The 25,277-nt window shown below is 70.4% G+C and carries 21 protein-coding genes; 10 read left to right on the top strand and 11 right to left on the bottom strand.

The genetic code is table 11. The features are described 5' to 3' along the window. From ABT001_RS17905 to hemA, 5 genes are read right to left on the bottom strand one after another with little or no spacing between them, the layout of a single operon-like run. Nucleotides 1-1,923, bottom strand: a complete 1,923-nt coding sequence (locus ABT001_RS17905) for a phenylacetate--CoA ligase family protein (protein ID WP_351278110.1) — start codon at nucleotides 1,921-1,923, stop codon at nucleotides 1-3. Continuing rightward, on the bottom strand, nucleotides 1,920-3,128 hold the full coding sequence (locus tag ABT001_RS17900; protein WP_351278107.1) for an ATP-grasp domain-containing protein: 1,209 nt from the start codon (nucleotides 3,126-3,128) through the stop codon (nucleotides 1,920-1,922). The genes ABT001_RS17905 and ABT001_RS17900 overlap by 4 nt, the downstream gene beginning before the upstream one ends. After that, nucleotides 3,125-4,078, bottom strand: coding sequence for a 3-oxoacyl-ACP synthase III family protein (locus tag ABT001_RS17895; RefSeq protein ID WP_351278104.1), 954 nt, complete (start codon nucleotides 4,076-4,078; stop codon nucleotides 3,125-3,127). Before ABT001_RS17895 ends, ABT001_RS17900 begins: the two co-directional genes overlap by 4 nt. After that, the gene (locus ABT001_RS17890) at nucleotides 4,066-4,953 is read right to left on the bottom strand and encodes a TauD/TfdA dioxygenase family protein (protein ID WP_351278101.1); all 888 of its coding nucleotides are present in this window, start codon (nucleotides 4,951-4,953) and stop codon (nucleotides 4,066-4,068) included. Before ABT001_RS17890 ends, ABT001_RS17895 begins: the two co-directional genes overlap by 13 nt. A gap of 40 nt (nucleotides 4,954-4,993) precedes the next feature. Continuing rightward, complete coding sequence (hemA, locus tag ABT001_RS17885) at nucleotides 4,994-6,214, bottom strand: 5-aminolevulinate synthase (RefSeq protein WP_351278098.1); 1,221 nt, start codon at nucleotides 6,212-6,214, stop codon at nucleotides 4,994-4,996. Between the two features lie 196 nt (nucleotides 6,215-6,410). On the opposite strand from hemA, the gene recD2 reads away from it, so the two are divergent. Both recD2 and ABT001_RS17875 read left to right on the top strand, forming a co-directional pair. Beyond that, entirely contained in the window at nucleotides 6,411-8,672 is a 2,262-nt protein-coding gene (gene recD2 / locus ABT001_RS17880) for an SF1B family DNA helicase RecD2 (protein WP_351278095.1), read from the top strand. Nucleotides 8,673-8,840: 168 nt separating this feature from the next. Continuing rightward, a complete protein-coding gene (locus ABT001_RS17875) occupies nucleotides 8,841-10,139 on the top strand; it encodes a citrate synthase (RefSeq protein ID WP_351278092.1) in 1,299 nt (432 codons plus the stop codon). Nucleotides 10,140-10,912: 773 nt separating this feature from the next. Here the strand turns inward: ABT001_RS17875 and ABT001_RS17870 are convergent. Together ABT001_RS17870 and ABT001_RS17865 are read right to left on the bottom strand one after the other, a co-directional pair. After that, nucleotides 10,913-11,218, bottom strand: a complete 306-nt coding sequence (locus tag ABT001_RS17870) for a heavy-metal-associated domain-containing protein (protein WP_351278089.1) — start codon at nucleotides 11,216-11,218, stop codon at nucleotides 10,913-10,915. Nucleotides 11,219-11,496: 278 nt separating this feature from the next. Beyond that, complete coding sequence (locus tag ABT001_RS17865) at nucleotides 11,497-12,423, bottom strand: sugar phosphate isomerase/epimerase family protein (RefSeq protein WP_351278086.1); 927 nt, start codon at nucleotides 12,421-12,423, stop codon at nucleotides 11,497-11,499. A gap of 170 nt (nucleotides 12,424-12,593) precedes the next feature. Between ABT001_RS17865 and iolC the strand changes: the two genes are divergently transcribed. From iolC to ABT001_RS17835, 6 genes are read left to right on the top strand one after another with little or no spacing between them, the layout of a single operon-like run. Beyond that, the gene (iolC, locus tag ABT001_RS17860; protein ID WP_351278084.1) at nucleotides 12,594-13,613 is read left to right on the top strand and encodes a 5-dehydro-2-deoxygluconokinase; all 1,020 of its coding nucleotides are present in this window, start codon (nucleotides 12,594-12,596) and stop codon (nucleotides 13,611-13,613) included. Next, nucleotides 13,610-14,500 (top strand): Cgl0159 family (beta/alpha)8-fold protein, encoded by an 891-nt coding sequence (locus ABT001_RS17855; protein ID WP_351278082.1) that lies wholly within the window; start codon nucleotides 13,610-13,612, stop codon nucleotides 14,498-14,500. Before iolC ends, ABT001_RS17855 begins: the two co-directional genes overlap by 4 nt. Nucleotides 14,501-14,544: 44 nt before the next feature. Beyond that, nucleotides 14,545-15,429 carry a 5-deoxy-glucuronate isomerase gene (gene iolB, locus ABT001_RS17850; protein WP_351278079.1) on the top strand — a complete coding sequence of 295 codons (885 nt, stop codon included), beginning with the start codon at nucleotides 14,545-14,547 and terminating at the stop codon, nucleotides 15,427-15,429. 32 nt (nucleotides 15,430-15,461) lie between these two features. Next, nucleotides 15,462-17,342: a 3D-(3,5/4)-trihydroxycyclohexane-1,2-dione acylhydrolase (decyclizing) gene (gene iolD, locus ABT001_RS17845; protein WP_351278351.1), complete on the top strand. Its 1,881-nt coding sequence runs from the start codon at nucleotides 15,462-15,464 to the stop codon at nucleotides 17,340-17,342. Nucleotides 17,343-17,354: 12 nt separating this feature from the next. After that, complete coding sequence (locus ABT001_RS17840; RefSeq protein WP_351278076.1) at nucleotides 17,355-18,854, top strand: CoA-acylating methylmalonate-semialdehyde dehydrogenase; 1,500 nt, start codon at nucleotides 17,355-17,357, stop codon at nucleotides 18,852-18,854. 51 nt (nucleotides 18,855-18,905) lie between these two features. Continuing rightward, nucleotides 18,906-19,952 (top strand): phosphotransferase family protein, encoded by a 1,047-nt coding sequence (locus tag ABT001_RS17835; RefSeq protein WP_351278074.1) that lies wholly within the window; start codon nucleotides 18,906-18,908, stop codon nucleotides 19,950-19,952. On the opposite strand, the gene ABT001_RS17830 is transcribed toward ABT001_RS17835, so the two are convergent. The 4 genes from ABT001_RS17830 to ABT001_RS17815 all read right to left on the bottom strand — a co-directional run bounded on the left by ABT001_RS17830 (nucleotide 19,953) and on the right by ABT001_RS17815 (nucleotide 23,099). Next, nucleotides 19,953-20,900: a hypothetical protein gene (locus tag ABT001_RS17830; protein ID WP_351278072.1), complete on the bottom strand. Its 948-nt coding sequence runs from the start codon at nucleotides 20,898-20,900 to the stop codon at nucleotides 19,953-19,955. 272 nt (nucleotides 20,901-21,172) lie between these two features. Then, nucleotides 21,173-21,688, bottom strand: coding sequence for a YwqJ-related putative deaminase (locus tag ABT001_RS17825; RefSeq protein ID WP_351278069.1), 516 nt, complete (start codon nucleotides 21,686-21,688; stop codon nucleotides 21,173-21,175). A 13-nt stretch (nucleotides 21,689-21,701) separates the two neighbouring features. Further along, nucleotides 21,702-22,175 (bottom strand): SUKH-3 domain-containing protein, encoded by a 474-nt coding sequence (locus ABT001_RS17820; protein WP_351278067.1) that lies wholly within the window; start codon nucleotides 22,173-22,175, stop codon nucleotides 21,702-21,704. Between the two features lie 330 nt (nucleotides 22,176-22,505). Beyond that, nucleotides 22,506-23,099, bottom strand: coding sequence for a hypothetical protein (locus ABT001_RS17815; RefSeq protein WP_351278064.1), 594 nt, complete (start codon nucleotides 23,097-23,099; stop codon nucleotides 22,506-22,508). Nucleotides 23,100-23,176: 77 nt separating this feature from the next. Here ABT001_RS17815 and ABT001_RS17810 point away from each other — a divergent pair, with 77 nt between their 5' ends. Then, nucleotides 23,177-23,788: a DUF4291 domain-containing protein gene (locus tag ABT001_RS17810; RefSeq protein WP_351278062.1), complete on the top strand. Its 612-nt coding sequence runs from the start codon at nucleotides 23,177-23,179 to the stop codon at nucleotides 23,786-23,788. Between the two features lie 52 nt (nucleotides 23,789-23,840). Next, complete coding sequence (locus tag ABT001_RS17805; RefSeq protein ID WP_351278060.1) at nucleotides 23,841-25,271, top strand: sensor histidine kinase; 1,431 nt, start codon at nucleotides 23,841-23,843, stop codon at nucleotides 25,269-25,271. Nucleotides 25,272-25,277 lie beyond the last annotated feature (6 nt).

The raw sequence follows: 25,277 nt of genomic DNA, 5'->3' as shown, positions 1-25,277 counted from the left end.
TCAGCCCAGCCGGCGGTCGATGACGGTCCGGATCTTGCCGCTGACCGCGTTCCGCTCCAGCGCCCCCTCGGGGTGGCACTCGACGACGAGCTCGAACATCCGCAGCCCGTCGTCGTAGAGGTGGGCGTCGCTCAGGGGCGGGAACGCCTCGGCGAGCGCGGCCCGCAGGACGTCCGGGTCCAGCTCGTCGCGCGACTCGGTGCGCAGCACGAGCGTCTCGGTGCCCTCCCGCGTCATCAGTTCCGCCTGGAGCTGGGACACCCGGAACTCCTCCAGCGCGGCGAGGATGTCGCCGTAGAGCACCGTCGCCGACTTGAACTTCAGCAGCCCGTCGCTGCGCCCGAGGTATTCCAGCACGCGTCCGGACACCCCGCAGGGGCATTCACGGACGTCCATCCTGCCGATGTCACCGATGCGGTAGCGGATCAGCGGTCCCTCGAACTTCTGCATGGAGGTGATCAGCAGATGCCCGGTCTCCCCGTCCGGCAGGGGCTGGTCGTCCTCGCCGACCACTTCGACGAGGTTGTAGTCGTCGTTGACGTGGTGCAGCGTGCCGCCGAGCCGCTCGCACTGGTAGCCGATCTGGGCCCCGTCGTTGGCGGCCAGGATGCTCGTGATCGACCGTGTGCCGAGCTCGTCGCGCAGCCACTGTTTGTCGGACTCTGTCATCGGGGTGCCACCGTAGACGACCTTCTCCAGGCGCAGCCCCGGATCCCTCCGCCTGGCCTCACGGAGCAGGGGCAGGACGACGGCGGGCTGACCCAGCAGGACGTTCACCGAGAAGTCGCGGGTCAGCATCAGCAGCAGGTCCGCGGTGACCTGCTGCCCGGCCGAGAACGCTTCCACCCGCATCCGGGTCAGCTCGCTCGACGTCGTCATGAGGCCGCCGTACAGACTGCCCCCGACCAGCGCGTTGAGGACCCGGTCACCGTTGTGGATGCCCAGAGCCCGGAGCAGCGGGATCGCCTCGCGGACCATGTTCTCCCAATCGGTCCGCGAGTAGACGATGTACCGCGGCTCCCCGCCGGAGGCCCCGCTGCGCAGCACCTCTCCGCTCGGACCGTCACCGCTGGACATGGCCCGGGCGCGAGGCAGCGAGCCGGCCTCCAGCGTCGCCTTCTCCAGGACGGGCAGCCGGGCCAGATCGGCCATCCCGTCGACCTGCGGCAGGTCGCGGTAGTGGGCCGTCCGGCGGGCCATTCCGACGAGGTAGCGGATCCGGGCGTCCATCCGCGCCGCCCCGTCGGGGTCGCCGTGACGCGCGGCGTCCAGCGAGGTTCCGGCCAGGTAGACGGAGGTGAACAGCTCCCGGAACCAGGGCGAGCGGCAGTCGAGGTCCGCGACGGGCGCCTGCGGGCCGTCCGCCCCGGGCGTGAGGCGGATACGGACCGCGGGCACCCCCGGGCGCCCGGATCCCGCGTACAGCTCGCCCGAGACGGTCGCCGAGTCACCGGAGAGCACCACCAGGTCAGGAACGGTGACCACGACGCCCTCGGCCCGTGCTCCGGGCTCCGCCGTCCGGGCCGCGGGCAGCGGGAACCCGGGCTCGCGCAGTACGTCGAACACGTCGCGCCACAGACCGGGGCGGGCGGTACGGACGGTGACCGAGTTGCCCACGGACCAGGCCAGCAGCAGGCCCCGGAGCGTGTTGCCGGCCCTGGTGTCGTCGAGGAGCACGTGGCCCACGGGCGACTGCTCCCAGACGTCCCCGGTGTCGGTGAGCGGGCGGTAGGGGAACTGGCTGAGACCGCCGAGTGCTTCGTCGAGGGCCTGCGCCAGCGCGTCGGCGTCGAACAGACAGCCGAGTTCGAGGAGGTCGGCCTCCTTCAGGAGACGGGCCGTCGCGGAGGCCGGGTCGGAGGCCAGATCACGCTGGACACGGCCCACGGCCAGCAGGAGGTCGGTCGGGTAATGGCGTGTCATGCCGCGCTCCCCAGCTCGGCGTGGACACGGGACCGGGAGAAGACGGCGATGCCGTCGGCGCAGGCGCGCAGGAACCGTCCCAGCTCCTCGGCGTCGGTGTGCGAGGCCTCGACGAACACCGGGCACTCCCATTCCTGGTAGGTGATGTGGCCGGGCAGCGGACGGTCGGGGGGCAGGACGTACAGCTGGTCCACGCAGGGGTGGCCGGCGAGACCTGCGGGGAGCACGACCTCGGCCGTGCCGGCGGGCAGGTGATGGCCCGGGAAGGCCAGCCAGCCGTGGTAACGGCCACTGGGCGGCGCCGACGGCGGACGCTCCAGCCCCAGCCGTACGGCGATCTCGTGGGACGGCAGGTGCACGCCGTAGCGCCGCTCGTGCGCGGTGACCACACCGGCCCCGCCGACCCGGTTGGCGACCTCCAGGAAGACCAGCTCGTCCGAGGCGGTGTGGAACGCCTCCAGGTGGACGCAGCCGTCCTCGACACCGAGGGCTGTCGCCACCTCCGACGCGAGGTCGCGGTGCGCCTCGGTCAGCGGGATCTGGTGCGAGCCGAGCGGCAGACCGCCCGCGAACTCCACCGGCTTGTTGACGTACCGGCTGGCCGCCAGTTCCAGGAACCGGCCGTCCTGCATCAGCCCGTCGATGTGCAGGATGTCGCCCTCGATGTGCTCCTCGAGCTGGTAGTTCCCCGGGTCGGGCAGCTTGCGGTAGGCGCTGAGTGCCTCCCGGGCCGTCTCCAGCACCATGACGCCCTCGCTGGAGGCACCGGCACGCGGCTTGAGCACGGTCTTCCCGCTCCACGGCAGCGGCCCGCACGCGGGGGGCGCGCTCACGAAACGGGGGTACCGGATCCCGGAACCCGCCAGGGCCTCCTTCATCCGGACCTTGTCCCGCACGAGCTCGACGCGGGCCGGCGAAGGGCCGGGCAGCCCCAGGTGGCGGCGTATGTGCACCGCCTCCAGGATCCCGAACTCCGAGAGTGACAGCACCTTCTCGTAACCGTCCGACGGCTGCACACGGGCCGTCACACCGTCGACCAGGGCGTCGTCCTCCCCCAGCGGGATCCGCGAGCAGCGCAGGTCACCGGGGATCTGCCGCAGCGACGCGGGACGGCCGACGTACGTCACCTCGTGCCGGTCGTGGTCGATGCCGAGGTGGTAGGAGATCTTGCGGTAGGGGACCTGGTGGATCACGAGAATCTTCATCCGGAGTACTCCAAGGCTGTGACGCCCCAGCTGAATCCCATGGCACTGGTGGCCAGCAGGATCAGATCCCCTTCACGGAGTTTCTTCTCCTCCATGAGGTCGTCCAGGGCGATCAAGGTGTCGGCTCCGCCCATGTGGCCGAGCCTTCCGTAGTTGAAAACGCTGCGCTCTGCGGGGATGCCGAGGGTCTTCATCAGACGTTCGTGCATCCCCTTGTCGCCCTGGTTGATCAGGAACCAGGCGATCTCGTCCGTCTCGCGTCCCGTCACCGTCAGCGTCTCGCCGACCAGGCGGGTGAAGTTCTCCACGTAGGCGGTCGCGAGCCCCCGCCGGTGTTCACCCCGCCGAATGACGACACGGCCGTCGCGCCACTCGCCGTGGTAGTAGTCGGACCAGCGGGGATCGGTGCGCATCGCCGAGTGGAGGACCCGGAAAGCGCACCCGTCATCCGCCAGCAGTACCGCCGCGCCCGCATCACCGAAATTGAAGAGCGCCTTGGAATCCGGGTCACGGTAGTCCACCATCCTGCTCAGCCGGTCCCCGATGAGGACGAGCGTGTACGCGCCCGGCCGGGACGATTCGGCCGCCAGCCGGATCGCCGTCAGGCCCGCGTTGCAGAAGTTCCCGACCTCGTAGCAGTGCGCGTTCCTGATGTCGAGCTCGCCGGCCACCCTGGCGGCCGGCGACCAGAACGGGATGTCCCATTCGCCGGAGCCCGCGTAGACCACCTCCCGGATGGCCGAGCGGTCGGTACCGAGCCGGTCCAGCAGTCGGGAGGCCGCCCTCAGGGCCAGGTCCGAGGACGCCTCCCCGTCCGCGAGGACCGGGAACGACTCGGTGTGGGTGATGGCCGCGAGGTCCGCGACGGGCACACCCGAGACCAGATGCATGTCCCGGATGTCCGCCGTCGCGGACGGGAAGCACACGTCGAAGTCGACTATGCCGCCCACGGATCCCTCGCCTCGATGCTCACGCGGTGCACGGTGCGGTCCACACCGGGCGCCACCGCGGTGGCCGCGTGGTAGGTGAGCTCGCACTTCCAGACCACCAGGTCACGAGGGGTCCACCGGTGCTCGTACACTCGCTCGGGGTCCTGGATCAGCTGGTCGAGCAGGGCGAAGAACTCCTCGTTCTCGTTCGCGTCGAAGCCGATCACCCGCTCCATGTACTCCGGAGCGCCGTACACGTAGCGCCGGCCGGTGGTGGGGTCCGTCTTGATCAGCGGGTGCTGGACGGGCGGGTGCTGCTCCTCCACCAGCGCCTTGAACTCCGCGATGGAAAGGCCGGCGTGCTCGGGGGAGATCCGCTGGCGCTTGGAGACGGTGTGCACCGCGACGCGGCCCTCGACCTTCGCCTTCCACTCCTGGGGCAGGCGGTCGTAGACGTCGGCCGCGTTGGCGTACAGGGTGTGGCCGCTGTCGCCCGGGACGTCGACGCCGTGCAGCATCGTGTAGGGCGGCGCCTCCTGCTGGTAGGTGGAGTCCTGGTGCCAGAAGTTGCCGACCCGGGCGACACCGATCGCCATGTCGTTCTTCTTGGCGTTCGAGGAGATCATGATCTCCTCGTGCTCCGGGTGGCGGTACTTCGCCATCAGGAAGGGCTTGGGCCGGCCGATGCGGTTCGCCAGCTCGATCTGCTGCTCCGGGGTGATGTCCAGGGAGCGGATGACGACCAGCTCCCGCTCGTGCAGCAGCGTGGTCACCCTGTCCCAGAGCACCGGGTCCAGGAGGTCCTCGTACGTCGCCCCGGTCATCTCCGCTCCGATGAACGGCGTGAGGTCGTTGATCCGGACGGTGCTCTCGGTCATGGTCTCGGTCATGGTCATGGTCGCTTTGTCTCCTTGGTCGGAAAGTGGGGAAACAGCTTCAGCTGGGGTCGTCCGCCAGGCACTTCGCGAGCGCCTCGACGAACCGGTCGATCTGCGCTTCCGTACGGAAGGGGGCGACGGTCACGCGGAAGCGCTCGCCGCCCTTCGGCACCGACGGGAAGTTGATCGGCTGCACGTAGACGGAGAACTCGTCCAGCAGCCGGCGGGAGATGCGCTTGACCCGTTCGCCGCCAGGAACCAGGACCGGGACGAGATGGGTGGGCGCGGGGACGTGGGTGATGCCCGCCTCGGTGAGCCGGCGGCGCATCAGGTCGGCGTTGGCGCCCAGTGCCGCCCGCATGACGACGCCCTCGGGACCACGGATCACGGACAGGCTCGCCAGGACGGCGTCCAGGGAGGCCCGGGGAATGGTCGTGGTGAAGATGAACCCCGGGGCGTGGGACCGCACGTAGTCCAGGGGGACGTCGGGCCCGGCCACATAGCCGCCGGTGCTGCCCACGGCCTTGCCGAACACTCCCTGGACGAAGGTCGCCCGGGTCTCGCCGATCGCCTCGCAGATGCCGGCTCCGGTCGCCCCGGACACACCGATCGCGTGGGTCTCGTCGAGGTAGGTCTGCGCGTTGTAGCGCTCGGCCAGGTCGCAGATCTCGCGGATGGGCGCGATGTCGCCGTCCATCGAGTACACCGACTCGAAGACGATCAGTTTCGGGCGGTCCAGGGGCTGTGCGGCGAGCGCGAGTTCGAGGTCCGTCAGGTCGTTGTGGGCGAAGATGTACTTGGTGTTGCCCGAGGTCCGCACACCCTCGATCAGGGAGCGGTGGTTGAGCGCGTCCGAGAACACCATCGTCTCCGGCTCGGCGCGCAACAGGGTGGACAGGGTCTCGACGTTGGCGACGTAACCGCTGGTGAAGACCAGAGCCCGCTCCTTGCGGTGCCAGACGGCGAGCAGCGCCTCCAGCTCCACGTGCGCCTCGCTGGTTCCCGCGATGTTGCGGGAGCCGCCGTTGCCGGTTCCGTGCCGCAGGGTGGAGGCGATCTGGGCCCGCATCACCTCCGGGTGCTGGCTCATGCCCAGGTAGTCGTTGGTGCACCACACCTGGATGCGGCGTCCCTGGTGCAGCGCGTGCCCCCGGTCCTCCGCGAGGTAGGAACAGGCGACGAAGTCACGGTAGAGGCCTTCCGCCTTCAGCCGGTCGAGACCGGCCCGAAGACCGGCGTACACGTCCACTGCGTGGGGCGGAGCAAGGGTGGAGATCACGGTGCTGCCCTCTCGGGTCGGATGACTCGGTCTGGGAACACCATGGATCCCGCCGTTCCCGTTCCGGTCCCGGCTCCGTCCCGGCCCGACGGAGCGGAGCGGTACGCCGGGGTGGCGCCGTCACGCCGGCGGTCCTGCGGCCCCCGCAGGGGCGGGGTCCCTGCGGGCTGTCGGTCGCAACGGATACCGTCGGCACATGTCCAACACCGCCGTCCTCGAAGGTGTCCTGGAGCGGATCACCTACGCCAACGAGGAGAACGGGTACACGGTCGCCCGCGTCGACACCGGGCGAGGGGCGGGCGATCTGCTCACCGTCGTCGGGTCGCTGCTCGGTGCCCAGCCCGGTGAGTCGCTGCGGATGGAGGGGCGTTGGGGCTCCCACCCGCAGTTCGGCAGGCAGTTCACCGTCGAGAACTACACGACGGTCCTCCCCGCCACCATCCAGGGCATCCGCCGTTATCTCGGCTCAGGGCTGATCAAGGGCATCGGGCCGGTCATGGCCGACCGGATCACCACCCACTTCGGCGTGGACACCCTGGACATCATCGAGCAGGAGCCGAAGAGGCTCGTCGAGGTGCCCGGGCTCGGGCCGAAGCGGACGAAGATGATCGCCGCGGCCTGGGAGGAGCAGAAGGCGATCAAGGAGGTGATGATCTTCCTCCAGAGCGTCGGTGTCTCGACCTCCATCGCCGTGCGCATCTACAAGAAGTACGGGGACGCCTCGATCGGCGTCGTCAAGAACCAGCCCTACCGGCTGGCCGCCGACGTCTGGGGCATCGGCTTCCTCACCGCCGACCGCATCGCGCAGGCCGTCGGGATTCCGCACGACAGCCCGGAGCGGGTCAAGGCAGGGCTTCAGTACGCCCTGTCGCAGTCCACGGACCAGGGGCACTGCTTCCTGCCCGAGGAACGGCTGATCGCGGACGGGGTGAAGCTGCTCCAGGTCGACACCGGGCTCGTCATCGACTGTCTGGCCGAGCTCGCCGAGGATCCTGAGGGCGTCGTACGGGAGAAGGTGCCGGGTCCCGAGGACGGGCAGCCGGTCACCGCCGTGTATCTGGTCCCCTTCCACCGGGCCGAGATCTCGCTGGCCGCCCAGGTGCAGCGGCTGCTGCGTACGCCGGAGGACCGGATGCCGGGCTTCCAGGACGTCGACTGGGAGAAGGCGCTGGCCTGGCTCGCGCGGCGTACGGGGGCGTCTCTGGCGCCCGAGCAGGAGGCGGCCGTGCGGCTCGCGCTCAGCAGGAAGGTCGCCGTCCTCACCGGCGGTCCCGGCTGCGGGAAGTCGTTCACCGTCCGTTCCGTGGTCGAGCTGGCCCGCGCCAAGAACGCCAAGGTGGTGCTGGCCGCGCCCACCGGGCGGGCCGCGAAGCGGCTCTCGGAGCTGACCGGGGCCGAGGCGTCCACCGTGCACCGGCTGCTGGAGCTGAAGCCGGGCGGGGACGCGGCGTACGACCGTGACCGGCCGCTGGACGCCGACCTGGTCGTCGTCGACGAGGCGTCGATGCTCGACCTGCTCCTTGCCAACAAGCTCGTCAAGGCGGTGGCACCCGGTGCGCACCTCCTGCTCGTCGGCGATGTGGACCAGCTGCCCTCGGTCGGCGCCGGGGAGGTGCTGCGGGATCTGCTCGCCGAGGGCGGGCCGGTCCCGGCGGTCCGGCTGACCACGATCTTCCGACAGGCCCAGAAGTCCGGCGTCGTCACCAACGCCCACCGGATCAACTCCGGGGTGCCTCCGCTGACTCAGGGGCTGGACGACTTCTTCCTGTTCGTGGAGGACGAGACGGAGGACGCCGGGGTGCTCGCCGTGGACGTGGCGGCGCGTCGCATTCCCGCCAAGTTCGGCCTGAACCCCCGCCGTGATGTGCAGGTCCTCGCCCCGATGCACCGGGGCCCGGCAGGCGCCGGTCATCTCAACGGGCTGCTCCAGCAGGCCATCACCCCGGGCCGGCCTGACCTGCCGGAGAAGAGGTTCGGCGGCCGGGTCTTCCGGGTCGGCGACAAGGTGACCCAGATCCGGAACAACTACGACAAGGGGGAGAACGGGGTCTTCAACGGCACGGTCGGTGTCGTCACCGCTCTCGACGTCGACGAGCAGAAGCTGACGGTCCTCACGGACGAGGACGAGGAGATCCCGTACGAATTCGACGAGCTGGACGAGCTGTCCCACGCCTACGCGATGACCATCCACCGCTCGCAGGGCAGCGAGTACCCGGCGGTCGTCATCCCCGTCACCACCAGCGCGTGGATGATGCTCCAGCGGAACCTGCTGTACACCGCGGTGACCAGGGCCAAGAAGCTGGTCGTCCTGGTCGGTTCGCGTAAGGCGATCGGGCAGGCCGTCCGCACTGTTTCCGCTGGCAGGCGCTGTACGGCGCTGGATTTCCGGCTTCGTGGCGGAACCGTCGAAGACTCCTCCGAAAAAATGATCGATCAAAACGGTGGGATACGTCACTGAGCCCTTCCGGAACCGGATCTCAGCGGGCAGGATGAGAAAGTTGACGGCACTCAGTGCCGCCAGTAGGTCCAATGGACGACCCCGAGTGCACTCTCCTGCGCCAAATGGGGGAGGGTGGAGACAGTCAGGGCACCTCGAAGAAGAGGCACTACGTCGGTGAGGGATGACGTGAGCGAGCACACCAACAACGCTGTAGTACTGCGGTACGGCGATGACGAGTACACCTACCCGGTGATCGACAGCACCGTCGGCGACAAGGGCTTCGATATCGGGAAGCTCCGGGCCAATACGGGCCTGGTCACGCTGGACAGCGGATACGGCAACACGGCCGCGTATAAATCCGCCATCACCTATCTCGACGGCGAGCAGGGCATCCTGCGGTACCGCGGATACCCGATCGAGCAGCTTGCGGAGAGCTCGACGTTCCTCGAGGTCGCGTACACGCTGATCAACGGTGACCTTCCCAAGGCCGAAGAGCTGGCGGCCTTCAAGAACGAGATCACCCAGCACACGCTGCTGCACGAGGACGTCAAGCGCTTCTTCGACGGCTTCCCGCGCGACGCCCACCCGATGGCCATGCTGTCCTCGGTCGTCAGCGCGCTGTCCACGTTCTACCAGGACAGCCACAACCCGTTCGACGAGGAGCAGCGTCACCTCTCGACGATCCGGCTGCTGGCCAAGCTCCCGACGATCGCGGCGTACGCGTACAAGAAGTCGATCGGTCACCCGTTCGTCTACCCGCGCAACGACCTCGGTTACGTCGAGAACTTCCTGCGCATGACCTTCTCCGTGCCGGCTCAGGAGTACGTGCCGGACCCGGTCGTCGTCTCGGCGCTGGAGAAGCTGCTGATCCTGCACGCGGACCACGAGCAGAACTGTTCGACCTCCACCGTGCGTCTGGTCGGCTCCTCGCAGGCGAACATGTTCGCCTCGATCTCCGCCGGCATCTCGGCCCTGTGGGGCCCGCTGCACGGTGGCGCCAACCAGTCGGTGCTGGAGATGCTCGAGGGCATCCAGGCCAACGGCGGCGACGTCGACAGCTTCATCCAGAAGGTGAAGAACAAGGAGGACGGCGTCCGCCTGATGGGCTTCGGCCACCGGGTGTACAAGTCCTTCGACCCGCGCGCCAAGATCATCAAGGCCGCGGCCCACGACGTGCTGTCGTCGCTCGGCAAGTCCGACGAGCTGCTCGACATCGCGCTCAAGCTGGAGGAGCACGCGCTCTCCGACGAGTACTTCGTCTCGCGCAACCTCTACCCCAACGTGGACTTCTACACGGGCCTGATCTACCGCGCGATGGGCTTCCCGACCGAGATGTTCACCGTGCTGTTCGCGCTCGGCCGGCTTCCCGGCTGGATCGCCCAGTGGCACGAGATGATCAAGGAGCCGGGATCGCGCATCGGCCGCCCGCGCCAGATCTACACCGGCGAGGTCCTGCGCGACTTCGTCCCGGTCGAGGGCCGCTGACGCTCTCAGGACCGCTGCTGTAACCGGCCGCTCCCGGCCGGCATCCTTCGCCCCGCGTGCCGCGCTCGAACCCTCGGAGCGCGGTGTCCGGGGCGATTCGGCGCTCCGGCCCCCTCGCGCTCGTGTTCCGGGCCCGCCGTCGTCCGTGCGTGGACGCGAGAAACGCCCCGCCGTCGATCCCCCCACGGGTCGACGAACAGGGCGTTTCCCATATCCCGGAGCGGATTCCCCCCACGGGATCCGGCCGGGCGTCTGGAGGGAGCCTGAAACTCCCGTTGTCCTTGCGGTGGTGCGTATTCAGTTGGTCCTGCTGCGCGGCTGCCGGGGTACGTACGCACGGGAGGGCCGCTCAAAGCTCCCCGGTGGACGTGCCCCGGCCGAACGCTTGCCAGGAGCGTCCCCCAAGACACTCCATCGGACGTCCCCCAAGACATCCTTGGCATCGCACTCTTAGACTCACCAACCCATCAGATGGTTACCCTCAAATCGGTGTGATCTAAGTCTCTTTGTGGAAATTGTGTGAAGGGGTGCGACCTCAGGCCGTCAGCTCACGCCGAAGATCGGCGTGAATGCTGCCGCCGCTCCCGTGATCAAGGGCCTGATCAGCGTGAACGCGTAAGAGGTGGTGCGGTCACGTGGTGGCCGAAGCCCCGGAAGAGGTTGCTTCCGATGGGTCACAGGGTACGCCTCCACGGCCGAACGGCGGCACGGTTCACCTTGAGATCTTCATGAACGGGCATGAGAGTGCCCCCTCCTGGCCGCCTCGGCGGGTTTCAGGCGCGGCCCACGAGCTCGTAACCCGCCTCGTCGACGGCGGCGCGTACGGCGTCGTCCGCCAGTGGTGCGACGGATGCGACGGTCACCCGGCCGGTGGCGGCCTCGGCCGTCACCGAGGTGACTCCCTCGATCTCCGTGATCTCCTCGGACACCGCCCCTTCGCAGTGGCCGCAGGTCATGCCCTTCACCTCGTACACCGTGGTGACACCCTCAGCCGGGGCGCCGGTCGCGCCGTCGTGGCGGGGGTCGGTGGACGAGCAGCAGGAGCCGGTGGTCCGGGGCGTGTCGGTCTCGGCGGTCATGACGTTCTCCTCTTCGCTGGTGCATGTGGATGGGGCGGGTGTGGCGCGAGGGGTGTCGGGGGCGCCCGGTGTGCCGGCCCGCGGAATCCACTATACCCCTAGGGGGTATGACGTGCTCACGGTCGTCCCCCGTCGCGATCCGACGCCGGACATGGTGGTGCCATGCGCGGGGGTGGGTGTGCGGGGCGGCCGGGCTCAGCGCTGCGACAGCCCGGCCGGGACGCGGTCCAGGCCAGGACGGTGCCGGCCCGCCGGCGGGATCCGGAGGTGCGGGCGGCTCAGGAGGACGGGCGTGCGGGCCCGCAGGCGCGGAGGAACTCACGGGTACGGCGTGCGATGGGCAGCGGCTTGTCGGGCGGGCAGGGATACATGTCCTGCTCGACGATGGCGAACAGGTCCGTGCCCAGGGCGCGCGCGGCGTCCAGTACGGGCTCGAGCGCGGGCACTCCGCCCGGCGGCTCGCACATCACGCCGCGCGCCACGGCCGGGCCGAACGGCACCTCGTCCGCCACGACATCGGCGAGCACAGCCGGGTCGACCTGCTTGAGGTGCAGATAGCCGATCCGCTCGCCGTAGGTCCTGATGAGCTTCACGCTGTCCCCGCCGCAGTACGCGTAGTGGCCGGTGTCGAGGCAGAGGGAGACCAGATCGGGATCGGTGGCGTCGAGGAAGCGGTTGACGTTCTCCTCGCTGTCGATGTGCGTGTCGGCGTGCGGGTGCACCACGATCCGCAGTCCGTAGCGGTCCCGCACCTCGCGGCCCAGGCGTTCCGTCTGGGTGGTGAGGTCACGCCACTGCGCGGGGGTGAGCGTGCGGTCCTCCAGCACCTCGCCCGTCCTGTCGTCCCGCCAGAACGACGGGATGACCACCAGGTGCCCGGCGCCCATCGCCCGGGTGAGTGCCGCGATGCCCGCGACATGCTCCCAGGTCCGGTCCCAGACCGCCGGACCGTGGTGCAATCCGGTGAAGACGGTCCCGGCGGAGACGGCGAGGTTCCGGCGGGCGGTCTCGTCCGCGAGCCGGGCGGGGTCGGTCGGCAGATAGCCGTACGGGCCGAGTTCGATCCACTCGTAGCCCGCCTCGGACACCTCGTCGAGGAAACGCTCCCAGGACACCTGCTGCGGGTCGTCGGGGAACCACACCCCCCACGAATCGGGTGCCGAACCGATGCGGATGCGGGCCGGGGAGGGTGCGGAGGAGGTCATATCGCCCACCCTCCAACCCCCGGAGAACAGTGTCAAGAGTACGTCCGAATGTCCGGACAAAGTGTTGACAGCGCCCCGGGCGAGGGCTAGACCTGGGAGCGGCCGCCCGGCCGTGACCGGTCCCCGCGGAGCGACGCGCGGGGCCGGAGCACCGCGTCGAAGGGATGCGTATGCCTGAGCCGTACGACGTGATCACCATGGGGCGCATCGGGGTGGACATCTACCCGCTGCAGACCGGTGTGCCGCTGGCCGAGGTCGAGACGTTCGGGAAGTTCCTCGGGGGCTCGCCGTCCAACGTGGCGGTGGCCGCCTCCCGGCTGGGACGGCGTACGGCGGTGATCACCCGGACAGGCCGGGACGCCTTCGGCGACTACCTCCACCGGGCGCTGGGGGAGTTCGGGGTGGACGACCGGTGGGTGAGCGCCGTGGCGGAGTACCCGACCCCGGTCACCTTCTGCGAGATCTTCCCGCCGGACCACTTCCCCCTCTACTTCTACCGGCAGCCCAAGGCTCCCGACCTGGAGATCCGCAGCGGTGAACTCGACCTGGACGCGGTGCGGGCCGCCCGGGTCTTCTGGATGACCGGCACCGGACTCTGCGCCGAACCCAGCCGCACCGCGACCCTCACCGCACTCCGGGCCCGCGGTGCGCCGACGGCGCCGGACGCGCCCGGGCAGCCGCGCGTCACCGTCTTCGACCTCGACTGGCGCCCCGTGTTCTGGGGCGAGGGCAAGGACGGTGACGAGGAGACCGCCCGGGCCCACTACCGCGAGGCGCTCGCCCACGCCACGGTCGCCGTCGGCAACCTCGACGAGTGCGAGATCGCCACCGGGGAGCGCGAACCGCACAGGGCCGCCCGCGCCCTGCTCGCCGCCGGACCCGAACTCGCCGTCGTCAAACAGGGCCCGGCGGGTGTCCTCGCCGTCCACCGTGACGGCACCACCGCCGAGATCCCGCCCCTCCCCGTCGACGTCGTGAACGGGCTGGGCGCCGGGGACGCCTTCGGCGGCGCCCTCTGCCACGGGCTCCTGGCCGGCTGGGACACCAAACACGTCATGCGCTACGCCAACGCCGCCGGGGCCATCGTCGCCTCCCGCCTCGCCTGTTCGTCCGCGATGCCGTACCCGCACGAGGTGGAACAGGCCCTGGCCGACGGCGTGGTCGGCGCGGCCACCGGAGACACCCGATGACCCCGCCCGCCGCGGCCGGCGTCGCCGATCTCGTACGGCTGCGCACCCACCGCCCCGAGGCCGTCGCGGAGTCCGCAGCCGCCCGCCGCCGACGCCCCCTCGTCGGACCCTCCGGACGGCTGATGATCATCGCGGCGGACCATCCGGCCCGCGGCGCCCTCGCCGTCGGAGACGACGACCTGGCCATGGCCGACCGCTTCGACCTGCTGGAACGCCTGTGCCTCGCCCTGGCACGCCCCGGCGTCGACGGAGTCCTCGCGGGTGCCGACGTCCTGGAGGACCTCCTGCTCCTCGGCGCGCTGGAGGACAAGGTCGTCCTCGGCTCGATGAACCGCGGCGGCCTCGCGGGAGCCGCCTTCGAGCTCGACGACCGCTTCACGGGCCACCGCCCCGCCGACCTCTCCCGCCACGGCTACGACGCGGGCAAACTCCTGCTCAGGATCGACCACGACGACCCGGGCTCCCTGGACACCCTGCACACCGCCGCGCGCACGGTGGACGAGATGGCCGCCCTCCGACTGCCGGTCTTCGTCGAGCCGTTCCTCTGCCACCGCACCCGGGACGGCCTCCGCACCGACCTGACGGCCGCAGCCGTCACCACCTCCATCGCCATCGCCTCGGGCCTCGGCGGAACGTCCGCGTACACCTGGCTCAAGGTCCCCGTCACCGACGACCCCGAGGACATGGCCCGCGTGATGCGGGCCTCGACCCTCCCCGCCGTGCTGCTCGGCGGCGAGGTCACCGGAGACCCGGACACGGCGTACGAGCGATGGCGCGGCGCGCTGCGGCTGCCGACCGTCCAGGGGCTGGTGGTGGGCCGCTCACTGCTCTACCCCGCCGACGGGGACGTGACCGGCGCGGTCGACACCGCCGTGGGACTTCTGTGAACGAGCCTCTGTGAGCGAGCGGGACGACGGGTAGGGATGCGGCCATGACGACGACCGAAGAGCAGCGGAGACACCACCTCAGGGCCGGCGAGACCGCACAGGGCCCCTACGCCCTCGACATCGGCCCGGAGCGCGCCGGGTGGGAGCGGTCGAGCCTGCGCGTCCTCGAGCTGGAGCCAGGTGGTGTTCATACGCTGGTAACCGGGGAGAGCGAATGGATCATCCTTCCGTTGTCCGGTGGCTGTACCGTGCGGGCAGCAGGTGAGATCTTTGAACTGCTGGGCAGAACAGACGTGTTCGGCGCGGTGACCGATTTCGCCTACGTCCCACGTGACGCCCGCGCCCAGATCGCCTCCGGCGCAGGAGGCCGCTTCGCCCTGGCAGGAGCGAAGTGCGAGCGACGACTCCCCGCTCGCTACGGCCCCGCGCCGGAGGTACCGGTCGAGCTCCGCGGCGCCGGAGCCTGCTCGCGCCAGGTGAACAACTTCGCCGCCGCCGACACCTTCGACTGCGACCGGCTCATCGCCGTCGAGGTCCTCACCCCCGGCGGCAACTGGTCCTCCTACCCGCCGCACAAGCACGACGAGCACCACCCCGGCACCGAATCCGTGCTGGAGGAGATCTACTACTTCGAGGTCGAGGGCGACGGCCTCGGCTACCACCGGGTCACGCCGTCCCGCCCCGGGGGCACGGACGTCCTCGCCGAAGTCGGCACGGGGGACGCCGTCCTGATCCCCGACGGCTGGCACGGCCCCTCCATCGCCCCGCCGGGCCGCACCCTGTACTACCTGAACGTCATGGCCGGCCCGGGCGAGCAGCGTGAGTGGCTGATCCGCGACCATCCGGACCACCGCTGGATCCGCGACACCTGGCCCGCCCAGCCCGTCGACCCACGACTGCCGCTCCCCGGCCCGGAGGCCACCCGGTGACCACACCGCAGAGCACGCCCCGCACCACCGCGATGCCGACCCGCAGGCTCACCACCGCCCAGGCCCTCATCGCCTTCCTCGCCCGCCAGTACACCGAGCGTGACGGCCGCCGGCACCGCCTGATCGACGCCACCTGGGGCATCTTCGGCCACGGCAACGTCGCCGGCATCGGGCAGGCCCTCGTCGAAGCGGGCCCCGCGATGCCGTATCTCCAGGGCCGCAGCGAACAGGCCATGGTGCACGCCGCCGTCGGATACGCCCGCCAGTCGGGCCGGCTCTCCGCCCACGCCGTCACCACCTCCATCGGCCCCGGCGCCACCAACCTCGTCACCGGTGCCGCGCTCGCCACCGTCAACCGCCTGCCGGTACTGCTCCTGCCCGGCGACACCTTCGCGACCCGCCCCGCCGACCCCGTGCTCCAGCAGCTCGAAGTGCCCCACACGGGCGACGTGTCGGTCAACGACTGCCTGCGCCCCGTCTCCCGCTACTTCGACCGGATCACCCGCCCCGAGGCCCTGATCCCGGCCGCCCTCCAGGCCATGCGCACCCTCGCCGACCCGGCGGACACCGGCGCCGTCACCCTCGCGCTGCCCCAGGACGTCCAGGCCGAGGCGTACGACTGGCCGGCGGAGTTCTTCGCGACGCGCGTCTGGAACGTCCGCAGGCCCGCCCCCGATCCGTACGAGCTGGAACAGGCCGTGCGCGCCGTGCGCTCGGCGCGGCGCCCCCTGATCGTCGCGGGCGGCGGCGTCCACCACAGCGCCGCCGAGGAGGCCCTCGCCGCGTTCGCCGCCGCCACCCGCATCCCCGTCGCCTCCACCCAGGCCGGCAAGGGCTCCCTGCGCCACGACCACCCCGCCGATGTGGGCGGCATCGGCCACACCGGCACCGCCACGGCCGACGCGCTCGCCCGCGAGGCCGACCTGGTCATCGGCATCGGCACCCGCTACACCGACTTCACGACCGCGTCCGGCACCCTCTTCGCCGACCCCGCCGTCCGCTTCCTCAACCTGAACATCACCGGCTTCGACGCCCACAAGCTCGCCGCCCTGCCCCTCGTCGCGGACGCCCGCACCGCGATCGAAGCGCTCGGCGAGGCCCTCGGCGCCCGGGGCCACCACGTCGACCCCGCCTACGAGAGCGCGTACACCGACGCCAAGGACCGCTGGGGACAACGGGTCGACGCGGCCTTCGCCGCCGACGACCCCGACGCCCGGCCCACCCAGGCACAGGTCCTCGGGCTGCTGGACGAGCTGGTCACCGAGGACGACATCCTGATCAACGCGGCGGGCTCCCTCCCCGGTGACCTGCACAAGCTGTGGCGGACCCGCTCCCCCCGCCAGTACCACGTCGAATACGGCTACTCCTGCATGGGATACGAGATCCCCGCCGCCCTCGGGGTGCAGCTCGCGGCGCCGGGCCGTCCCGTCTGGGCGCTGGTCGGCGACGGCACCTACCTGATGAACCCCACCGAGATCGTGACCGCCGTGCAGGAGGGCCTGCCCGTCAAGCTCGTCATCCTGCAGAACCACGGGTACGCGTCCATCGGCGGCCTCTCCGAGTCCGTCGGTGCCGAACGCTTCGGCACCGCCTACCGGTACCGCACCCCGGAAGGGGCGTTCACCGGCGCCCCGCTGCCCGTCGACCTCGCCGCCAACGCGGCCTCGCTCGGCATGGACGTACTGCGTGCCGGGACGGTGGGGGAGCTGCGCGAAGCCCTCGCCGAGGCGCGCGGCGCGGACCGTCCCACTTGTGTCTACGTCGAGACCGAAACGGCAGACACAGTGTCGGGGCCTCCGCCGGCACAGGCGTGGTGGGATGTTCCCGTAGCCGAAACCGCGACCCGCCCGTCGGCGGTCGAGGCCAGGAAAGAGTACGACCGGCAGACCGCAGCCCGCCGCCGCCACCTGTGAAGGAGCACGCTCATGAAGACCGTCAACCACTGGATCGGTGGCAAGAGCGTCGAGGGCACGTCGGGCAACCACGGTCCGGTCACCGACCCCGCGACCGGAGCCGTCACGACCCAGGTGGCGCTCGCCTCCACCGAGGAGGTCGACGCGGCGGTGTCCGCCGCCAGGACCGCGTACGCGACGTGGGGCACCTCCTCGCTGTCCGCCCGGACCGCCGTCCTCTTCCGCTACCGCGCCCTGCTGGACTCCCACCGCGACGAGATCGCCGCACTGATCACCGCCGAGCACGGCAAGGTGCACTCCGACGCGCTGGGCGAGGTCGCCCGCGGCCTGGAGATCGTCGAGCTGGCCTGCGGCATCACCACCCAGCTCAAGGGCGAGCTGTCGACCCAGGTCTCCAGCCGGGTCGACGTCTCCTCGATCCGGCAGCCGCTCGGTGTCGTCGCCGGCATCACGCCGTTCAACTTCCCCGCCATGGTGCCGATGTGGATGTTCCCGCTGGCCGTCGCCTGCGGTAACACCTTCGTCCTGAAGCCCAGCGAGAAGGACCCCTCGGCAGCCAACCTCCTTGCCGAGCTGGCGTCCGAGGCGGGGCTCCCCGACGGGGTGCTGAACGTCCTGCACGGTGACAAGGTCGCCGTCGACGGGCTCCTCGCCCACCCCGACGTCGCAGCCGTCTCCTTCGTCGGCTCCACCCCCATCGCCCGGTACATCCACGCCACGGCCTCCGCCCACGGCAAGCGCGTCCAGGCACTCGGCGGCGCGAAGAACCACATGCTGGTCCTCCCCGACGCCGACCTGGACGCCGCCGCCGACGCCGCCGTCTCCGCCGCGTACGGCTCCGCCGGTGAGCGCTGCATGGCCATCTCCGCGGTCGTCGCGGTCAGTTCGATCGCCGACGAGCTGGTCGCGAAGATCCGCGAGCGCGCCGAGAAGATCACGATCGGCCCCGGCACGGACCCCGCCTCCGAGATGGGCCCGCTGATCACCGCCGCCCACCGCGACAAGGTCGCCTCCTACGTCACCGGGGCCGCCGCACAGGGCGCCGACGTCGTCCTCGACGGCACCGGCCACACGGTCGAGGGCTTCGAGGACGGCCACTGGATCGGCCTGTCCCTCCTGGACCACGTCTCCACGGACTCCGACGCCTACCGCGACGAGATCTTCGGCCCCGTCCTGTGCGTCCTGCGCGTCGACACGTACGAGGACGGCGTCGCCCTCATGAACGCCTCGCCCTTCGGTAACGGCACCGCGATCTTCACCCGCGACGGCGGTGCGGCCCGCCGCTTCCAGCTGGAGATCGAGGCCGGCATGGTCGGCGTCAACGTCCCCATCCCGGTGCCGGTCGGCTACCACTCCTTCGGCGGCTGGAAGGACTCCCTCTTCGGAGACCACCACATCTACGGCAACGACGGCGTGCACTTCTACACCCGGGGCAAGGTCGTCACCACCCGCTGGCCCGACCCGGCCGACGCCCCGGCGGGCGTCGACCTCGGCTTCCCCCGTAACCACTGACCATCCCTGACACGGCGGACACGGGCACTCGCCGGATGGAAGACTGACCGCGTGGAGACGACGGCGTCGCAGCTTCCGTTCGGCGAACCCCTGAGGGACCGCCTGGGCCCGCCCGCGCACCCGTCGATCCTGGAGAGCAGCCCCCGTTCACAGGTCTGGCGCATCGAGCTCGCCGGGCGCCCGGCCGTACTGAAACAGCTGGTGGCGGGCGCCGGGGCCGACGAGCGGTACGCCCGCGAGGTGGCCGCCCTGACCATCGCCGGCCGGGCGTCCGGCACCCCCGTCGTGCCCGCGCTCCTCGGCACCGACCCCGCCGAGCGGGTCCTCGTCCTCGAACACCTCGACCACCGGCGGCCCTCCGCCGACTGGATCGTCGACTACGCGGCCGCCCTCGCCCGGCTGCACGCCACCGCCGGCCCCGGCGACACGGAAGCCCTGCCCCGCTGGCAGGGCCCGACCGCAGCCGACGTCACCTCCTTCCTGACCCTGGCCGAGGCCCTCGGGGTCTCCGGGCCGTCAGGAGTACGGGACGAACTCCACGCCCTCGTGGAGCGCCTGGGCCGGGCGGAGGGCACCGCCCTGCTCCACGGCGACCCGTGCCCCGGCAACGACCTGCACACCCCGGAGGGCGTCAGGTTCATCGACTTCGAACAGGCGTCCCTGGGCAGCGGGCTGATGGAACTCGCCTACCTCCGCATCGGATTCCCTACCTGCTGGTGCGTCACCAGGGCGGCCGGCCCCCTGCTGGAACGTGCGGAGACCGCCTACCGCACGGCCTGGCACACCGGGACCGGCACGGCCCTCCCGGACACCGGCCTCGCCGACGCCTGCGCGGGCTGGCTGATCCGCGGCGACGCCCTGGTGCAACGCGCCCACCGGGGCAGCACCGACCACCTGGCCCGCGTCGCGGCCGAGGACTGGTCCTGGGGCACCGCCACCGCCCGCCAACGCCTCGCCCACCGGCTCGGCGTGGTCGCAGCCATGACCCCGGACGACGGGGACCTGCGGCATCTCGGGGCTCTCGCGGCGGACCTGCGCCGAGCACTCCTCGACCGCTGGCCTACGGTGCGGCCGGTGCCGGAGCGGCGTCCGGAGTAGTCACTGGAAGCTCAGGCGGTGCGGGTGGGCGGGACCGGCCGGGCAGGTGTGCACGCGCATCAGGCCGCGGCCGAGGTAGACCTCGGTCGGGTTGGTCGCGTACGGGTCTTGGCCGTCCCGGTCCTCGATCGGCAGCCAGCTGCGTGAGGCACCGTCACATTCCCACATGTTCACGGTGAGCAGCGGGGGCATGGCTGCCCCGCACACCTCGCAGTCGACCGGAGCGGGGTCGGTCAGGTGCCAAGAAGCAAAGCCTCCGACCTTCCAACCGGGCGCGATCGACAGATCGCTCATGTAGTCGATCTCTTCCGGTTCCTCGGCCCGGGCCGCGGCCATGGCCGTTTCGTACTCCTCATACGTCGCGTAGCTCCCCGGTGAGGAGGAATCGTCCTCGTCCCCCTCCTCGTCGAGGAGTCCTTCCTCCCACGCGTCGATCTCCTCCTGGAGTTCTTCGTCCAGCAGCCCCAGGTACTCGTGTTCCACGACCTGTTCCGGGTGCATGACGCACCTGGTCGGCACGCATTCCGCACGGCCGGCCACCGGAGGTTCGGGCTGCGGCGTGAGCACCGCACCGACGTCGCCCGAGCACCGCCATTTCAGTACGACGTCGATCGTGCGGTCGTCCCCGTGTACCTCGAAGGGGCACCAGAGGACCTGGAGCACGTCGTGTCCCTCCGGCCCCACGAGGTCCGGGATCTCTCGTGCGTACAACTGAGCAACGGCCAGCATCGGCAACGGGGCGTCGTCATGAAGCTCCGGAACGTGGTTGCCCACGCTCATGCCGTCGAGCAGGCGCTGCTCGTCCTCGGTGTACTCCCGTCCCCGCGCCGCCTCCTCGATCCGACGGCGCAGCCGCACGTCGGAGAGGAGGTGGCCCCTGCCCTTCGGATGTACGGCGGTGCACACCGGCCACGGTTCGTCGGCCGGCCACAGCAGAGGGCCCGCCACCGAACTCTCCCGCACTCCGGGCGAGCCATGACGGGGATGCAGTCGGGTGGCCGTCCGCCGGTGAGCCGCGAGGGCAGGGAAAACCGATTCCACGTCGAGGGGACGTGGCGGGGTGGTGCGGGTCATGAGAGCGCCTTTCGGGTACGGCAGGTGGTGACCTTTCCCCGGACGCAGCGAAAGCTGATGCACGGGCCGGCACGAGGGCTGCCGCGGTCGGTGCACAGGTTTTGGGACGTGGTCCGCCCGCGGACGCGACCCACGACGGGCCCCTCTCACGGGGAGAGGTGCCGGGCCTGTCGGGCCAGATCCTCGGAACACGCCTGGAGGGCTGTCCGGATACGGCCGACCGAGGCGCCCGCACCTGCGGCGAGACACAGCTCCACCGTCGCCGGGGCCTTCGCGAGGTGCCCCGTGCGCACGGCGCAGCTGACAGAAGAGAGCGGAGCGGTGACGTTGCGCGGAGCACACATCTCCACTTTGAGTTCTGCTCCCGGAGTCGATACGCCCTCGGTCTCCGACGGGACGGTCCAAGCCCACCGGCGAGCCGCGAAGTGATATGCGGACTGGTCGAGGGTTGTCGTCCCCCCGCCGACGCGCTGACGGTCCAACCCCCACAACTGGTCCGAGACCAGCGCGGACTCGGCACAGAGTCCGACGAAGTATTCGCGGTGCTCCGCGGGGAGGGCATCGAAGAAGTCCAGCACGGCGTGGTGGAGGTCAGGTCGGCCTTCACCACCGAAACTCGTCTGACTGAAGATCTGCCCGTTGACGAGAAGTGACGCTGCCACCCCGGGAACAAGGTCAGACAAAATAGTCCTCCGCATCTTCCATCTCGCTGCTCATCAGGCTCATCAGGGCCTCGTATTTTTCGCGCCCAAGGTGATATGCACCTGTGTGATGCGAAAAGAAGAAGCGTCCGTTCGTGTCCATGAGCAGGGTGGAACCGTCATAGGTGTCGTACCCCACAGGGAAAAGCTGCACGCCGAGGTCAGCGGCGAGTTCGGAGATCTCCTCGGCATCCCCCTTGAAGGCGAGATGCGGGGTGAAAATGGCGAAGTTCTCTGGTGCGGTGTCGATGACGGCCCGAAGGAACGAGTGCTCCCGAATGAATGCGAGGGAGTGGTCGGAAGGTTCGATCTCCACACCGTAGGAGCGGTATCGCTCGATGACGGTCTTGATCACTTCGAATGCCTCCTCCCCGACATCGCGCCCAGGGTGCCACCCGGCCTCTGTCAGCCAGGCGTCCACTTCTTCTTTTGTGTGCAGAATTGGCATGTTGCCCTCGCCTACGTGTGGGCCGTGACGCCGGTCAACGGGAGGATTCTGGAGCACGACCGGCAGGGTTCTTTGTAGTCCCGTGATTTTTGAACCCGGTGGGGGAGTCCTGCTCCCCGATCTGCAGGGAATACACGAGTGCGTCACTCATGACGCTGCGAATGTCATCCGGTGTGCTGATCTTCACGTTGTCCCTTTCTTCTGTGCTGCGCAGGCGGTGCCTTCGCTCTTGTTCATGGTCCCAGCGTGCTCGCGGGCGGCCGACCTGTCTGGCGGCATTGCGCCGTGGCGTTCCATCACCTTCCGGTCGGCATCAGCCCGACCGTGCTTCTACGCGATGTACGTGGTGCGGGGCCGGTGGACCTCCAGGACAACCGCCGTGCCCCCCACGGACCGGTCCTCGTGCATGGTGATCACCTGGCCCGGCTCCAGGCGCTGCCACCGCGAGGGATCAAGAGGTGCGAGCCGTACCGGGGCTCGGTCGCCGGGCTCCAGCGACGGCACGAACTCGGCCCATATCCGGGCGATGTCGAGGGCCGGTCCGCCGGCCGGGGACCGGTTCCCGATGTCCCACATCGGTCGCAGGACGCCGGCACCGGAGAAGGGCGTCCTCCGGCGCCCTTCGGCGGCAGGGCGGAGCGTGAGCTCGGCCCGGATGGTGCCGTGGCGTGCCTCGTAGCAGCGCCAGTGGCACCAGGCCGCGCTCCTTTCGAGGCACATCTGCTCAGCCGCGGTGGCCAGGGTCTCCCAGAAGTCCGGTGGAAGCGGCCGGACCTCACCGAGCTCCTCCAGCAGCCCGATCGCCACTTCCCACTCGTCATGGGTGAGGTGATCCCAGACGTCGTTCACGGTGATGTCGTTTCCGGTGGCGATCTCCTCGGGGACCAGCAGAGAAGCGGCTTCGAGCAGCGCGGGAACGTCCATGCACCGAGTCTGGACCACCGCCCCGCCGGCGCTAAACCAGATGCCGTGAAGGGGCGGGGTCCCGCATCCTGGGGCGCATGAACGACCAGATCAGCCCGCCCCGTTACGAGATCCGCGCCCAGCACACCGACACCACCGTCACCGTCTACCAGGCCTACCGGCCGGCCATCGGGCTGCCCGCCGCCCGTGACGGACGCTTCCCGTCCGCCTGGAAGCGCGACCGCATGACGTGGATCAAGCCGAGCTTCCTGTGGATGATGTACCGCTGCGGCTGGGGCACGAAGGAGGGCCAGGAGACCGTGCTCGCCGTCGAGATCACCCGTGACGGTTTCGCCTGGGCCCTGGAGAACGCCGAACTCTCGCACTACGTACGTGAGGTGCACGAGGACCAGGACGCGTGGAAGCGGGCGCTGCGGTCCACCCCCGCGCGCGTCCAGTGGGACCCCGAGCGTGACCTGGACCTGAACCCGCTGCCGCACCGGTCGCTCCAGCTCGGGCTCTCCGGGGAGGCCGCGCGGCGGTACGCGGACGAGTGGACCGTGTCCGTCCGCGACGTCACGCCCCTGGCCCGCGAGGTGCACGCGGCCGTCCGGGCGGGGGAGCGGGAGAAGGCCGCGGCCCTGCTGCCCGTGGAGACCCCGCTCGATCTCCGTGCTCCTCGGCCGGTTCCCCCGGCCTCCCGGATGTGACCCTGACTTTCGGCAGTGCCGGACGGGCGACGGATTCCGTAGCGTCGGACCGGTGAACCTGAACCTGATTCCGCGCCGGGACGTGAGCGCGGCACGTGGGGCGGCTGTCCTGGTGCCCGCGGCAGTGGCCGGATTCGGCGGGCTGAGTCTGGTGAGCCCGTGGTGGGCCGCGCCGACCGTGGTCGCGGCGTTTCTGGCGGGGCGGGGCCCCGGGCGTACCGGGGCGGTCCTCTGCTCGCTGGCCGCCGTGCTCGCCGCCGGTGCGGTGGCCGCCTCGCTGGTGCCGACCCTGCTCGCGCTCGGTACCCGGTTCGTGTCGGTGACGGTTCTGGGTGTCCTGCTGCCCTGGTTCGCCGGACGGTTCTGGCGGCAGTACCAGGAGTTGGTACGGGCCGGCTGGGAAAGGGCCGAACGGCTGGAGCGGGAGCGGCAGTTGACCGCGGAACAAGCCCGGCTGGCGGAACGGGCCCGCATCGCGCAGGACATGCACGACGTGCTCGGCCATGACCTGAGCCTGATCGCCCTGTCTGCGGGCGCGCTCCAGCTCGCACCCGGTCTCGACGAGCGGCAGCGGCGCACCGCTCAGGACATCAGGGCGCGGGCGGCCACAGCGGTCGAGCGCCTGGGCGAAGTGATCGGCATCCTGAGCGACCACTCGGAACCGCCGCCGTTGCGGCCGCACGGGCGGAAACTGGCCGAACTGGTCCGCGACGCGGCCGAGTCCGGGCTGAAGGTGGAACTGCGCGTCGACGGGCAGGCCGACGGGCTTCCGCCCGCCGTCGGACCGGCTGTGCACCGGGTCGTGCAGGAAGCACTGACCAACGTGGCCAGGCACGCTCCACGGGCGGCGACCACCGTCCACGTCAGGCATACCGAGAACGAGACCGAGGTGGTCGTGGTCAACGGCGCCGCGCAGGCTCCGGCCGGAAGGCCCCCGGGCTCGGGCGGGCGTGGGCTCATCGGTCTCGACGAGCGGGTCCGGCTCGCCGGAGGCACCTTCGAGCACGGCCCCCGGGACGACGGGGGCTTCGCCGTGTCCGCCAGGGTGCCGCACCGCAGGCCGGACCGTCCCGCACCGGCCGGGGCCGCCCGGCCCGAGGACGGGGCTCCAGCCCGGTTCCGCACCGTACGGCGGCGCGCCCGTCGCACCCTGGCCACCGCGGTCCTCGTCCCCCTGGGGGTGGGCGTGGTCCTGAGCGCCGTGGTGACGGGGTGGGACATCGTGTCAGCGGCACGGTCGACGCTCGATCCGGGTGACTACGCCCGGCTGCGGGTGGGGCAGGATCGTGCGGAGGTGCAGCGGGTGCTGCCGGAACGCCAGTCGGTCCACCGGCCTCCGGGCGGCGAGCGGCCCGAGGGACGAGGGGTGACATGCGAGTACTACGCGGTGACGGCCGACCGCTTCGACAGGCGGTCCGGAGACGTCTACCGGCTGTGCTTCCACGAGGACACGCTGGTCTCGCTCGACGCGCTGAGCAGGTGAGGACAC

The sequence above is a fragment of the Streptomyces sp. NPDC002793 genome, from assembly GCF_040295485.1.
Lineage (GTDB): Bacteria > Actinomycetota > Actinomycetes > Streptomycetales > Streptomycetaceae > Streptomyces.
Note: the sequence above shows the minus strand (reverse complement) of the source record. Positions and strands in the feature narration are given on the sequence as shown.